This is a genomic window from Pantoea sp. ANP04, from assembly GCF_041982285.1.
Lineage (GTDB): Bacteria > Pseudomonadota > Gammaproteobacteria > Enterobacterales > Enterobacteriaceae > Pantoea > Pantoea eucalypti.
In genome coordinates this window covers 14682-27258 of record NZ_JAUTYS010000004.1, presented here as the reverse complement: position 1 = coordinate 27258, position 12577 = coordinate 14682, and the positions used below count along the sequence as shown (strand labels likewise).

The window sequence follows — 12577 nt, the reverse complement described above, 5'->3', positions numbered from 1 at the left end:
CCGTCATCTGGCGCAGCGCATTTCGCGCTGCGCTTGTGTTTCTGCCAATGGGTGCCAGGCTTAACCGGTTGTTAATAGTAAGAATTGATGCTGATAAGGAGGCATGATGTCCAGATTTACGCAGAAAGTTGTGGTTGTGACAGGTGCCGGGTCCGGCATTGGCGAAGCCAGCGCGAAGCGCTTCGCTGAAGAAGGGGCATCAGTGGTGCTGGTGGGACGTACCGCACAGAAACTGGAAGAGACGCTGGCTGGGATGACACCGGGCGACCACCTGGTGGCAGCATGCGACGTCTCAGAAGCCGAACAGGTTAAGCAGTTGTCAGAAACCGTGCTGAAGAAATATGGCCGTGTTGACGTGCTGGTGAATAATGCAGGTGTTATCGTGCAGGGCCGCGTTCATGAAGTCGGACTCGACGCATGGAAAACCCTGATGAAAACCGACCTTGATGGCGTTTTCCATGGTGTGCACTATTTCATGCCTGCCCTGCTAAAAAGCAAAGGCAACGTGGTCAACATCTCTTCCGTTTCCGGCTTAGGCGGCGACTGGGGCATGAGCATTTATAATGCAGCCAAAGGGGCGATTACCAACTTCACCCGTGCGCTGGCTATGGACTACGGCGCAGATGGCGTAAGGGTCAATGCAATCTGTCCTGGCTTTACCTTAACCGATCTGACTGAAGATGCCAGTCAGGACCAGGAGTTGATGGAGCGCTTTTACGATCGTATTCCGCTGCAGCGCGCCGGGAAAGCCGATGATATCGCCCATGCCATTCTGTTTATTGCCAGCGAAGAAGCCAGTTATATTACAGGTGTTAATTTGCCGGTCGATGGCGGAATTACCGCATCAAATGGTCAGCCTAAGCAGGCATAAATATCAGGGCAGCGTTATTACGCTGCCTGTATATTCTGAGCACCTGTCCTGATTAATTCGCTTTATTCTCTTTTTTATACAGCAAATTAATGTGAAAACATTAATGTCTTGGCGTATGACGGGTTGGCGTTGCCGCACGCGCCGTTTTAATTGCCGTACTGCTACTGGTCGGGCAAATAAACGTGCTAAGGCAGGCATTACAGAGCATAGCATTTGTGTGATGAACTTTTGCCACGGCCAGCGCCTGCTGGCGGGTATAAAGTGAACCAATAAAAATGCGTTTGTCGTTCTTTGACAGATTAACGCAACCTTCTTTGTGTAAAATCCATCCACCCATGGGGCGCGGGCACAGATAATAATAGCTGGCTTTAAGCATGGTAGTCATCCTGATAGTTGCTGTATGTATCTTAAAAAACGAACCAAAATTCGCAAGAGGTTTTTGTTGTAATCTGAAGTGTTACTAAACTAACTGAGAATTATCCCTAAAACCACTTTATTGCGTAACTCAAACTGACTTTGAGAATATACCCTTTTTTGCCGTTTAAATCGCTTCAGGCATTCGACGCACTGAAACATTCCCACCCGTTTTACACCCCCGATTGTATTTGTAATGCTAATGCATCAATAAATCAGCAAAACTTAAAATAATGCATTAAAAACAACAGTCTAATGATTAAACCGGCAAGCATTCCCTGTAAGTACCCTCCGTTATGATTAGAGTCACAACTAACAAAATTAACCCCCGCCGGGGTAAGTATGAGTATTGATAAACAGAGACTGAAAAAGAAAAAAAAGCAGCCTCCAGCGCCCCTTTAAGCGAAGCGCCAGTGTGCCCGCCGTCGGGGATTTATCAATACCGCCGTGTGCAAAGAATAGGAATGGGCTTGAAAAAGTAAAACGATCGGTTTACTTTTGAGTCATGAAAAAGAGAAACGATATCATTCAGGCTGCCGAGCGGCTCTTCTACACACATGGCTTTCACGCCACCAGCACCGATCAACTCTGTCGGGAAGCCGGCGTCTCTACGCGTACGTTTTATCATCATTTCGCTTCACGCGAAGCACTGACCTCTGCCGTGCTGAGTGCGCGCGAGCAGCGTTTTATGGCTGAACTGCTGCCACCGCAACAGCCAGAGGCGATAGAGCAGCTGTTTGTGGTGCTGGGCGACTGGACCAGGGCGAACGGTGCCCACGGCTGCTTCTTCCTGAAAGCCTGGGGGGAATACGCTGAGCGTGACAGTGAGCTGGCCGCTCAGGCACTGGCCTTCCGTGCCACAATGCGCCACTACATAACACAGTGTGTGACGCATCTGTACGGTGCTGAAGATCGGCAACTGAGTGATGCCATCTGGATACTCTTCGAAGGCGCGATTACTACGGCGCTGCTCACCGGTCCCGCCGCAGCCCGACAGGCGGCTCAGGTCGCCCGTCAGCTACTGCGTCAAAACGGCGTGACCGGATGAGATCGTCTACCGCCCTGGCACTCACCGGCTTCAGTCTGATCGCCGCGACTTATGGCATGGCCCGCTTCTCATGGGGATTGATGCTGCCCGCTATCTCGTCAGATATCCCGTTTACCCCACAGCAGGCGGGGCTGCTGTCGGCATGCAGCTTTGCGGCTTACTGCTTCACTATTCTCACTTCAGCCGCGCTGACAGATCGCTATGGCACACGCGTGACCGCGCTGCTGGCCTCACTCAGTGCAACGGCAGGTCTGCTTCTGCTCGCCAGTGCCTCGTCAGTACTGATGCTGGCGGCCGGACTGTTTATCGCCGGATTGAGTTCTGGTCTGGCTTCACCCGCACTGGCCGCGGCAGTCAGTCACAGAATTCCTGCAGCACGTCAGCCGCGCATAAATACGCTGATTAATACAGGTACCAGCGCGGGCATTATCCTGACGGTAGTGATCCTGAGCATGCTGCCAGGCGGCTGGCGCGCGGCCTGCCTGCTGTTTGCCCTGCTATCACTGTTCTGTGTGCTGCCGGTAATACGCGTGTTAAAGGATCAAGCGGCGGAACGTACCTCCAGAGTGCGTCACTGGCAGCAGCGATTGTATCGCCGCGCTATGCGTCAGCTGATGGGTATCGCGCTGACGTCGGGCCTGGTCAGTGCAGCCTGATGGAGCTTTGGGTCGGCGCTTCTGCGTCAGCATGTTGGTGTTGATGCAGATACCGCCCGCTTACTCTGGCTGATTGCGGGAAGTGCAGGCATTGTGGGTGCGGCAACCGGCCTGGTCGCTGCCCGTATAGGGCTAAATGGCGTTTACCGGCTGTCATTGTGTGGTATGGCACTGCCGCTGCTGGTGCTGGCCCTGAGTCATGGTGAATCTATCGGCTTAGGTATCGCGGTTGCCTGTTGCGGCGCAGGTTACGTTACCCTGTCGGGCGTGCTGTTGGTCTGGGGCGCTCGCGCCACCGCCGAAGACCCGGCGACTGGCGTCGGCATCCTGTTTTTTATGCTGGCGGTAGGTCAGGTTGTGGGATCGCTGCTGTTTGGCCAGCTCTACGCCTGCTGGGGTGCCACTACGGCCTTAACGCTCTTTGCGATCGTTGCTCTGCTGTTGCTGTTTGTTTTACCGGCAGAGAACAGCGGTGAGGCGGTTAAATAAACAGGCGGAGATGAAAGAAATAAAATCGCCGGCAAACGTAATTAATAGTCGCTAACGTGCCATGCCAGACAGCCCGAAAATAGGTATCCGGAGAATGAGGCGTAATAATTTTACGTGGCGGACTCTATCGCGTGATAACAATCACCCGCGCGAATCAGATAGCGCGGATATTTTTAATGCGAGGATTAATTTGCTGCTGGAGTAAATCGTCTTCAGGACCCAGGTAATAAGGCACAGCGCACTGCTTACCGTCTTTAGTGAAAATAATCTGATTGTCGTGCAGAAATAGCGCCGTGAAATGGCCCAGCACCACGCCATTTAATTCAAAGCAGTGATTTCTGGCTGCATGCAGCCCCTGCTTACTGTTCAGAAAATCCACAAATCGCATCACGCCACGCCTCCAGATAAATAATCGCCCCTGCCCTGATTGCAAAGATAATAACGTTAACTCTGGCCCGGATCATCTGACGAACACCGTTTTCAGAATAGGCTTAACCGCCATTGAGTCGTGGCACTAAATCCACCTGTTTTATTTAACTATACCTGCCAGGACTTTTCCTGGAGAACGGCGCTATAAAAAATCATTGAAAGGCGAAATATTTATATTGCGACCTCTTACCTCTCGCTATACCGTTGTTTTTTCACCAGGTGCAGATTTTTGGGGTAAAACCAGATAATGGAAATTTTTGAGGCTGATGAGCGCCACATCACAGCGATTCAGCAAATCTACGCCTGGCATGTCATTAACGGAACCGGCTCCTTTGAGACCGTGCCGCCCGACGCTGACGCGATTGGCGAGCGGATAGGTAAAGTTCAGCAGGCGGGCCTGCCGTGGTTCGTCGCTGTCAGTGAAGGTGACGTCCGTGGATTTTGCTATCTGGCCCCCTATCGTCCACGGCATGCCTACAGGCATACGCTGGAAGACTCTATTTATATCGATCCCGGATTTCAAAAGCGTGGAGCCGGTTCACATCTGTTAGCACATGCCATCAGGTGGGCTGAGCAGGCAGGATATCGCCAGTTGATCGCTAACATTGGTGACAGCGAGAATCAGGGTTCGATTGCCCTGCATCGCGCCGCGGGCTTTGAAATGACCGGCATTCTGCGATCGGTGGGTTTTAAACAGGGCCGCTGGCTGGATACCGTTTTTATGCAGCGTACTCTGGGACTGGGCGATTCAGCGTTACCGAGTAAAGACTAAATATTGCGCTGGCGAGAAAGGCACACGGCCCCACGTTCTCCCGTAGAGAACCTTCTGGTAAAGTGTGTTAACAAAAATTAAAAATTCCGGAAAACTTTATGTTGTCGACAATCATTTATCGCAGCCACATTACAGAGAATGTGCCGCTGAAAACCCTGAATGATCTGGCGTTAAAAGCGAATAAAATCAATAAATCATCCAATGTCACCGGAATTTTGCTGTTCAATGGCACGCACTTTTTCCAACTGCTCGAAGGTCCAGAGGCGGCGGTTAAGGCGGTCTACAGCCGGATTTGCCAGGACCCGCGCCATCATAATCTGGTCGAACTGCTGCGTGACTACGCCCCAGCGCGTCGTTTTGGTCACGTCGGAATGGAGCTGTTCGATCTGCGGCTGCATGATAAAGAGACGGTGCTGGAAGCGGTGCTGGCAAAATGCACCACGAAATATCAGCTGACCTACGCTGATCGTGCCCTGCAGTTCCTGCGAACTTTTGTCGAAGCGCGGGAAAAAGAGAACTATTTTGAAATTCCAGCCGCCAGCGGCTGGACGTTTATCCGTAACGAATCAGAACAGCGCGAAGGCGACGCGGCACTGTTGGCTGAGAATGCCGTCAGCTTTGCTTTTCAGCCTATCGTCGATCCTTTTGCCTGCGAAATTGTCTCGCTGGAGGCCCTGCTGCGTGGCCCACAGGGTGAATCCCCGCTGGCCTATTTTTCCCGATTGTCTCGGGAGCAGCTCTATCAGGTTGATCTGACCTCTAAAAAGGTCGCGTTTGCCCAGGCAAAGCAGTTGGGGATCGAGGGGATGACCTTGTCGATCAATCTGCTGCCGATGACTCTGGTGGAAATGCCCGACGCGGTGCCGTTTTTGCTGGCTGAGATTGCTGCCCAGGGGCTGGTACCGGAGCAGATTATGGTGGAATTCACCGAGAATGAAATCATCTCGCAACCTGAGGCATTTGAAGCCGCTATCAGGCAGCTGAAAGCCGCCGGCATCAGCCTGGCGCTGGATGATTTTGGTGCCGGCTTTGCCGGGCTTTCGCTGCTGACCCGCATTCAGCCCGACAAGATTAAGATTGATCGTGCCATCATTTCGGATGTGCATAAAAGCGGGCCCAAGCAGGCGATCATTCATGCCATTCTGAAATGCTGCTCCTCGCTGGAGATCGGCGTTATCGCCGAGGGCATTGAAAAGCCAGAAGAGTGGATGTGGCTTGAAGCGGCAGGCGTGACTCAGTTCCAGGGTTTCCTGTTCTCACAACCGCAACTTAATGGCCTTGCAGCCGTCGCCTGGCCCGAGCTGGTTTAATTCCACTGCGATTTGGATGAATTTTCAATCCCCTGCCTTGCTGGATTTCCCGGCGGCTGCTAAATAATTAACAGCGCCGGGGGATCATCTTTCTGTCATCTTCCCGCGTCACAGTCAGACCTTACCCAGTCAGTGATTAAATGTTTAGCAGTCAGATGTTCAGTGTTTAGGCCAGCGCTACGCGCCATGCGTGCGACGTGACTCCAGGGACAGCATTTGAGGAACTGAATGAAGCAAATCATCCGCGGTGATAAAGAGCCCTCCCATATCCTGGCAGCGACCCGTGCGCTTGAAGCGCACTACTCACGCTACGGAGAAGGTAATAAGTACCATCCCATTATCTATTCTATCGCCTACCGCAGCCGGTTTTACCAGGTTGAGGTGATTACCCGACGCGAAACCATGGTTGCTACGGTCATTACCGGAGTCCGCAATCTGACGCACCTCTCCGGCGCCGCCTGACGGCCGCTTGTCATAGCGCGGGGGCAAAGTGCCCCCGCCATCCCCGCTTAACGGCGATAGAGAGAATTGGCCGGATAGATTGCGCCAATCACACTCTTTTCCCGTGCGCCCGTTACCGCAGGCAGATTGCCCGGCAGGCCGGAGAGTGTGCGAAACGCCAGCCACGCAAATGCCAGCGCTTCCATGTCATCGCCACTGATTCCCGCCGCATCAGTAGGGGTGACTTCCGTTCCAGGAAGATGCGCCGCCAGGCGCGCCATCAGCTGGGGATTACGACTCCCGCCGCCACACACCAGCAGACGGTCGCAGCCATCATTGAGTAACACCTGCTGCGTGATAGTGATGGCGCTCAGCTCAACCAGTGTGGCCTGCACATCCTGTGGGGCCAGCCCCGGGAAATAGCGCAGATGCTGTTCAAGCCAGCCAAGATTGAAGTGTTCGCGCCCGGTGCTTTTCGGCGGCGGCAACGCAAACCATGGCTCACGCAACAGCGCCTCCAGCAGTGGCTGAATCACGGTTCCGCTGCGCGCCCACTGTGCATCTTTGTCATACGGCTGCCCCTGATTGCGCCAGATCCAGGCATCCAGCAGCATATTCCCAGGGCCGGTATCAAAGCCGCGCACTGGCTGACCCGGGATGAGCAGCGAGAGATTGGCAATGCCACCAATATTCAGCACCATGCGGCGTTCAGTGGCATCCATCAGCAGCGCCTGATGAAAGGCAGGCACCAGCGGCGCACCCTGCCCACCCAGCGCCATGTCACGGCGGCGGAAGTCACCCACCACCGTCACGCCGGTCGCCGCGACAATCTGATTATTGTCACCTATCTGCAGCGTATTAGGTGCGTCACTCTGGGGCTCATGCCAGACGGTCTGACCATGACAGCCAATCGCCGTGATGTCACTGGCCTCCAGCGCTTCACGCTTCATCAATGTCACCACGGCTTCAGCAAAGAGCTGGCCGAGGCGGGTATCAAGCTGGCCAAGCTGCGACAGCGTCAGAGTTTGCCCCTGACACACTCCCAGAATCGCCTGACGCAGCGCGGCTGGCATCGGATGGCAGTAGCTTGCCTGCTGTGCCACCATATTTTCATCAATGGCAGCCAGCACCACATCCACCCCATCCAGGCTGGTGCCTGACATCACACCGATATAGCGTCTTGATTTCATAGCTATTCCTTACTTCCGGCAGGAAGTGCAATTCGTCTGCGGCTAGCCTGACAAATAATGATCGCTAATTCTATGATTAAATTGTTTTTATCCAATCGTGCTCACTGATAACGTTATGGGACTATTTTTAGACCACGATTGAATTATTGTTAATCCTGCATAGTCTATGCTTCGTTCAACCGTGTTTTATTCGGACAGGGATTAATTTGCCAGGTTTGTGTCTTATACTGTGTGCAGGATACAGCGGTAAACGTGGCGCCTTCTCGACTAAAGGAGTTTCAAATGATTAAGCGTGTAATTGTGGTCGCTCTGACCGGTGCTATGCTCGCAGGTTGTAGCAATACCAGTACGCTGTCGGGTGATACCTACAGTGCCAGTGAAGCAAAGCAAATCCAGAGCGTTTCGTACGGTACCTTAGTCTCCGTTCGTCCTGTGAAGATCCAGGGCGGCGATGAGAGCAACGTCATCGGTGCCATTGGTGGTGCGGTGTTAGGTGGCTTCCTGGGTAATACCATTGGTGGCGGCACCGGACGTAGCCTGGCGACAGCCGGTGGTGCCGTTCTGGGTGGCGTTGCGGGTCAGGGCGTTCAGGGCGCAGTGAATAAAACGGATGGCGTAGAGCTGGAAATCCGTAAGGATGATGGCAACACCATCATGGTGGTTCAGAAGCAGGCCGCCTCGCGCTATTCTGTTGGCCAGCGTGTTGCAATGGCATCCAACGGCAGCCAGGTGACGGTTTCACCTCGCTGATGTTGTGAAACAAAAAACCGACGCCTGTGCGTCGGTTTTTTTATTTCTCTTTGTTCTGAAGTTCGAGAATATTTTTCTCAAGCCGGGCGATCAGCGTCACCATCTGACGGATCTCTTCCTGGCTGATGCCGGAAAGAATGTCATCCCGCGTCTCATCAATTACCGTCTCAACCTGTTCGATAATTGGCTCAGCCTGCTGCGTCAGCTTAATTCGCTTGGCACGACGATCGTTAGCGCAGGTCGAACGGGTTATAAGTCCTTTCTCTTCCAGCTGATCCAGCGTGCGCACCAGCGAAGGTTGTTCAATCCCAATTGCTTTGGCTAACTGAATCTGCGACTGTTCTGGCGGCAGTTGATGAATATTGTGCAACGTCACCCAGTGTGTCTGAGTCAGCTCAAGCGGTTTCAGCCGCTGATCAATCAACGCGCGCCAGATGCGCACCAGGCGAGATAAATCCGTTCCGAGGGGCGTATCCATTTCATCTCCTTATAATTAGCTTGCTAGCTATCAAGCCAGATTTTACACTATTCTGCGAGTTTACAGGACAAATTACAAATCCCGGGCCAGGCCACGATAACGCGGCAGCGCATCCCGTCTGCTGTTTGGGTTAACGAAGGATGTTATCACGTGCTCACTCCTGCTTTTTCAGGTGAGAACCCGCTGACCGATCTGGTGGTTGGCGCCTCACTCTTTTTCCCGCCGATGTTCAAGGCGGTGATCCTCGGTTTCTTTTTCTGGCTGCTGATTCACCCGCTGGTGCGCGGCTGGATCTACTCCGGTGATATCTGGCATCCCACCCTGTTTGATCTCTCGCTGTTTGTGCTGTGCGTCACCGCCGCTCTCTGGCTCATCGGTCATGGATAATCGATATGAAATTTAACGCGGTAAAATATTTTTCAACGCTCATTGTCTTTGCACTGGCGTTACTGGCCGGCGGCTGGCTGTGGAACTACTACATGCAGTCGCCCTGGACCCGTGACGGGAAAGTGCGGGCAGAGCTGGTGGATATCACGCCTCAGGTCTCGGGCCGGGTTACGGAACTGAAGGTCAAAGACAATCAATTTGTGCACAAGGGCGAGCTGCTGGTCACGCTGGACACGGTGCCGTGGCAGATTGCGCTCGACAACGCCGCCGCTCAGCTCAGCAAAGCGCAAGCGGACCTGGCGAAAGCGCAGCACGAGTTTAACCGGCGCAGCAGCCTGCCGCGCAACATCATCTCTGCCGAGGATCTCGATGCGGCACGCTTAAGCGCCGGAGCTGCGGCTGCCAGCACTAAAGCCGCGCAGGCGGAGTGGGAACGGGCGCGCTGGAATCTGCAACAGACAACGCTGACCGCACCGGCGGATGGCTGGATCACTAATCTCACGCTTCGGCCCGGCAGCTATGCCACTGCGGGTTCGCCTCTGTTTGCCCTGGTCGACAGCCACTCTTACTACGTCATGGGCTATTTCGAAGAGACCAAGCTGCGCCATATTCATCCAGGCGCAACGGCACAGGTGGTGCTCTACAGCAGTAGCATGCGGCTGCAGGGCAAGGTAGACAGCATTGGCCGCGCCATCTATGACCAGAGCATTGAGACTGACAGCGGCCTGGTGCCCGATATCAAGCCAAACGTGCCCTGGGTGCGGCTGGCGCAGCGGGTACCGGTACGCATTCGTCTCGATTCGCTTCCGGCCAATGCTGATCTGGTGGCCGGCACCAGCTGCACCATCACCATCCAGCCATGAATATTCAGTGGCTGGCCTGGGATCAACTGCCCTGGATTAAAGCGAACAGAGGCCAGTGGCGCTATGCGTTACGTAACGCGATCGCCATGTGTCTGGCACTGAGCATCGCCTATGGACTGGATCTCGATGAACCCTACTGGGCGATGACCTCTGCCGCCGTGATCAGCTTTCCCACCGTTGGCGGCGCGATCAGCAAAAGTCTTGGCCGCATTGTCGGCAGCCTGCTGGGGGCCACCGCCGCACTGCTGATCGCCGGCCACACCCTGAACGAGCCCTGGCTGTTTACCTTTGCCATTGCCGGCTGGCTGGCGCTCTGCACCGGCATTTCGAACCACTACCAGAACAACGTCGCTTACGCGTTTTCACTGGCGGGTTACACCGCTGCCATCATCGCTTTCAGCAGCGTGAATATCACCGATATCACCACGCTGTGGACGATTGCGCAGGCACGCGTCTGCGAGGTGATCTCCGGCATTCTCTGCGCCGGATTGATGATGATGGTGCTGCCGAGTACCTCGGATGGCGAGGCGCTGATTACCTCACTGAAGCAGATGCATGCCCGTTTGCTGGAGCATGCGGTGTTACTGCTGCAGCCCTCGGCCAGTGATACCATTCGTGTCGCGCATGAAAACGTCATCAGCCAGATCCTGACCATGAATCTGCTGCGGATTCAGGCGTTCTGGAGCCACTACCGCTTTCGCCGACAGAACAACGTCCTGAACTATGTGCTGCATCAGCAGCTGCGACTCACCAGCGTGCTTTCGAGCCTGCGGCGCATGTTGCTGAACTGGCCCGATGCGCCAGAGCCGCTGTTTGAAGCCTTGCAGCGCCTGCTGGCTGAGCTGGCGAAACCGGCGTGTGATAAATATCGTCTTGCGCAAATCCTGCGCAGCGTGACGCCTGGCGCAGACGGCGACTACCGGCAGCGCGCGTTTTGTCAGCGGCTGCGCTACTTCTGCTGGATGTACCTCAACGTACTGCGCTGGATTCGTCTGCTGGATCGTGCCGATGCCGATACCCGCTTTCAACCCCCGCCGGTTCCGGCGCTGGCGCGCGACAGTGACAGTGCCGAAGCGGGCTGGAGCGCCCTGCGCACCTTCTGTGTGATCGTGCTGGGCTGCGCCTTCTGGATCAATACGCAATGGTCTTCAGGCGCTTCCGCGCTCACCCTGACCGCTATTGCCTGCGTGCTTTACGCCTCCGTGCCCTCACCCGGCGGCAGCGTCACCTTGCTGCTGAAAACCCTGCTGTGGCTGTTTGCGTTCAGTTTTGTGATGAAGTTTGGCCTGATGGTGCAGATCAGTCAGCTGTGGCCGTTTTTACTGTTTCTCTTTCCGCTGCTGGTGACGTTACAACTCTTCAAGCTGCAGCAGAAACAGCGCGCCGGGATGTGGGGACAGTTCATCGTCTTTATGGGCTCGTTTATCGCGGTGACGAACCCACCGACCTGGGATTACCAGGACTTTTTCAACGATAACATTGCCAAAGTCTGCGGGGTGCTGCTCGCCTGGCTGGCGTTCCAGATTCTGCGGCCCAGCTCTGATGCGCGGCGCAGCCGACGCCATATCCGCGCGCTGCGGCTGGCATTTCTCGATCAGCTGCGGCAGCGGCCCCGACTCAGTGAGAGTCGCTTCGAATCGCAGATTTACCACCGCATCAGCCAGCTCAGCCATAGCCGGGATGAGCAGGCGCGCACCTGGCTACTTCGCTGGGGCGTAGTGCTACTCAACTGCTCACATATTGTCTGGCAACTGCGTGAATGGCGCGCCGGTTCGGCGGCCCTGACAAGGTTTCGTGATAGCAGTCTGCACAATCTGCAGCAGATCATCAGCAGCCGTGGCGTGCGCCACACCTCGCTGGATCAGATGCTAAGGGAACTGGAGGAGAGTATCACCGCATTACTGGCGCTGGAAAACAACGAAGCCAGCGAACTGGCTGGCATTATCTGGCGTCTGCGCTGTTCGCTCGCACAACTGAAACAGGCGGTGCCGGCGTGATTACTGGCAATATTGCTGTTGCTGCCGGTTAAAATCTTCCTGCAACTGCTGCAGCGTTTTATGACCTTCAAAGCGGGTTTTATCCATCTCGGTCATCGGTTCAATGACCAGCGCTTTCTCGTCGGGTGAAAAGATGAACCGGCGTGTCAGTTCAGTGCCGGTAAAACTTTGACCGTGGATGCCACCACACACCATCGTCATGGTGCGACGATAGATGGTGGTATCCGTGAAATTGGTTTCGGTTGCGCTACGAAAAACCTGATCACAACCCTGTGCCTCCAGCTTACGCACCCTGCTGCGACTCAGCCATTCACGACCCTGAGCAATCTTTTCACAGGTGGCACGCATCGGGCTGGTATCAATGGTGCGCTGAAGTTCCCGACCGGTTTCGGTCACCAGCTGCGTATCATTGGGTTTATCGCATCCCACCAGCAGCAGACATAGCAGTAATGCGCCCTTGAATTTCATTATCCTGCTCCTTT

Annotated in this window: 14 protein-coding genes and 1 pseudogene; 10 read left to right on the top strand and 5 right to left on the bottom strand. The window is 54.7% G+C overall.

What is annotated here, in order from left to right; all coding sequences use genetic code 11:
* Positions 1–106: 106 nt before the first annotated feature.
* Positions 107–871, top strand: coding sequence for an SDR family NAD(P)-dependent oxidoreductase (locus tag Q7C21_RS06960; RefSeq protein WP_003850255.1), 765 nt, complete (start codon positions 107–109; stop codon positions 869–871).
* Positions 872–971: 100 nt separating this feature from the next.
* Here Q7C21_RS06960 and Q7C21_RS06955 read toward each other — a convergent pair whose 3' ends face one another.
* Positions 972–1247, bottom strand: coding sequence for a hypothetical protein (locus tag Q7C21_RS06955; RefSeq protein ID WP_375150542.1), 276 nt, complete (start codon positions 1245–1247; stop codon positions 972–974).
* A 543-nt stretch (positions 1248–1790) separates the two neighbouring features.
* On the opposite strand from Q7C21_RS06955, the gene Q7C21_RS06950 reads away from it, so the two are divergent.
* Positions 1791–2333 (top strand): TetR/AcrR family transcriptional regulator, encoded by a 543-nt coding sequence (locus Q7C21_RS06950; RefSeq protein WP_003850258.1) that lies wholly within the window; start codon positions 1791–1793, stop codon positions 2331–2333.
* Positions 2330–3478: pseudogene (locus Q7C21_RS06945) on the top strand (sugar MFS transporter). Before Q7C21_RS06950 ends, Q7C21_RS06945 begins: the two are co-directional and overlap by 4 nt.
* 154 nt (positions 3479–3632) lie before the next feature.
* Here Q7C21_RS06945 and Q7C21_RS06940 read toward each other — a convergent pair.
* Complete coding sequence (locus Q7C21_RS06940) at positions 3633–3866, bottom strand: hypothetical protein (RefSeq protein ID WP_003850261.1); 234 nt, start codon at positions 3864–3866, stop codon at positions 3633–3635.
* Between the two features lie 288 nt (positions 3867–4154).
* Here Q7C21_RS06940 and Q7C21_RS06935 point away from each other — a divergent pair, with 288 nt between their 5' ends.
* From Q7C21_RS06935 to Q7C21_RS06925, 3 genes are all read left to right on the top strand, one after another.
* Positions 4155–4679 carry a GNAT family N-acetyltransferase gene (locus Q7C21_RS06935; protein ID WP_003850262.1) on the top strand — a complete coding sequence of 175 codons (525 nt, stop codon included), beginning with the start codon at positions 4155–4157 and terminating at the stop codon, positions 4677–4679.
* A 98-nt stretch (positions 4680–4777) separates the two neighbouring features.
* A complete protein-coding gene (locus tag Q7C21_RS06930) occupies positions 4778–5989 on the top strand; it encodes a diguanylate phosphodiesterase (protein ID WP_003850263.1) in 1212 nt (403 codons plus the stop codon).
* 228 nt (positions 5990–6217) lie between these two features.
* Positions 6218–6451, top strand: a complete 234-nt coding sequence (locus Q7C21_RS06925) for a DUF4060 family protein (protein ID WP_003850264.1) — start codon at positions 6218–6220, stop codon at positions 6449–6451.
* 47 nt (positions 6452–6498) lie between these two features.
* Here Q7C21_RS06925 and anmK read toward each other — a convergent pair whose 3' ends face one another.
* Positions 6499–7620 carry an anhydro-N-acetylmuramic acid kinase gene (gene anmK, locus Q7C21_RS06920; RefSeq protein ID WP_375150541.1) on the bottom strand — a complete coding sequence of 374 codons (1122 nt, stop codon included), beginning with the start codon at positions 7618–7620 and terminating at the stop codon, positions 6499–6501.
* Positions 7621–7902: 282 nt separating this feature from the next.
* Between anmK and slyB the strand changes: the two genes are divergently transcribed.
* A complete protein-coding gene (slyB, locus tag Q7C21_RS06915; protein WP_003850267.1) occupies positions 7903–8370 on the top strand; it encodes an outer membrane lipoprotein SlyB in 468 nt (155 codons plus the stop codon).
* Between the two features lie 40 nt (positions 8371–8410).
* On the opposite strand, the gene slyA is transcribed toward slyB, so the two are convergent.
* A complete protein-coding gene (slyA, locus tag Q7C21_RS06910) occupies positions 8411–8848 on the bottom strand; it encodes a transcriptional regulator SlyA (protein WP_003850268.1) in 438 nt (145 codons plus the stop codon).
* A 150-nt stretch (positions 8849–8998) separates the two neighbouring features.
* On the opposite strand from slyA, the gene Q7C21_RS06905 reads away from it, so the two are divergent.
* Genes Q7C21_RS06905 through Q7C21_RS06895 form a run of 3 tightly spaced genes read left to right on the top strand, consistent with a single transcriptional unit; the run spans position 8999 to position 12095 of the window.
* Positions 8999–9235, top strand: coding sequence for a DUF1656 domain-containing protein (locus Q7C21_RS06905; RefSeq protein WP_003850269.1), 237 nt, complete (start codon positions 8999–9001; stop codon positions 9233–9235).
* Positions 9236–9240: 5 nt separating this feature from the next.
* Positions 9241–10098, top strand: a complete 858-nt coding sequence (locus Q7C21_RS06900) for an HlyD family secretion protein (RefSeq protein WP_003850270.1) — start codon at positions 9241–9243, stop codon at positions 10096–10098.
* Positions 10095–12095, top strand: coding sequence for an FUSC family protein (locus Q7C21_RS06895; RefSeq protein WP_375150540.1), 2001 nt, complete (start codon positions 10095–10097; stop codon positions 12093–12095). Before Q7C21_RS06900 ends, Q7C21_RS06895 begins: the two co-directional genes overlap by 4 nt.
* Here Q7C21_RS06895 and Q7C21_RS06890 read toward each other — a convergent pair whose 3' ends face one another.
* Positions 12096–12563, bottom strand: coding sequence for a hypothetical protein (locus tag Q7C21_RS06890; protein ID WP_003850272.1), 468 nt, complete (start codon positions 12561–12563; stop codon positions 12096–12098). It abuts the gene before it with no gap.
* Between the last annotated feature and the right edge of the window lie 14 nt (positions 12564–12577).

Coding starts and splice junctions, on each gene's coding strand:
- Q7C21_RS06960 (WP_003850255.1), top strand. CDS start 107: ATGTCCAGATTTACGCAGAAAGTTGTGGTTGTGACAGGTGCCGGGTCC.
- Q7C21_RS06955 (WP_375150542.1), bottom strand. CDS start 1,247: ATGCTTAAAGCCAGCTATTATTATCTGTGCCCGCGCCCCATGGGTGGA.
- Q7C21_RS06950 (WP_003850258.1), top strand. CDS start 1,791: ATGAAAAAGAGAAACGATATCATTCAGGCTGCCGAGCGGCTCTTCTAC.
- Q7C21_RS06940 (WP_003850261.1), bottom strand. CDS start 3,866: ATGCGATTTGTGGATTTTCTGAACAGTAAGCAGGGGCTGCATGCAGCC.
- Q7C21_RS06935 (WP_003850262.1), top strand. CDS start 4,155: ATGGAAATTTTTGAGGCTGATGAGCGCCACATCACAGCGATTCAGCAA.
- Q7C21_RS06930 (WP_003850263.1), top strand. CDS start 4,778: ATGTTGTCGACAATCATTTATCGCAGCCACATTACAGAGAATGTGCCG.
- Q7C21_RS06925 (WP_003850264.1), top strand. CDS start 6,218: ATGAAGCAAATCATCCGCGGTGATAAAGAGCCCTCCCATATCCTGGCA.
- anmK (WP_375150541.1), bottom strand. CDS start 7,620: ATGAAATCAAGACGCTATATCGGTGTGATGTCAGGCACCAGCCTGGAT.
- slyB (WP_003850267.1), top strand. CDS start 7,903: ATGATTAAGCGTGTAATTGTGGTCGCTCTGACCGGTGCTATGCTCGCA.
- slyA (WP_003850268.1), bottom strand. CDS start 8,848: ATGGATACGCCCCTCGGAACGGATTTATCTCGCCTGGTGCGCATCTGG.
- Q7C21_RS06900 (WP_003850270.1), top strand. CDS start 9,241: ATGAAATTTAACGCGGTAAAATATTTTTCAACGCTCATTGTCTTTGCA.
- Q7C21_RS06895 (WP_375150540.1), top strand. CDS start 10,095: ATGAATATTCAGTGGCTGGCCTGGGATCAACTGCCCTGGATTAAAGCG.
- Q7C21_RS06890 (WP_003850272.1), bottom strand. CDS start 12,563: ATGAAATTCAAGGGCGCATTACTGCTATGTCTGCTGCTGGTGGGATGC.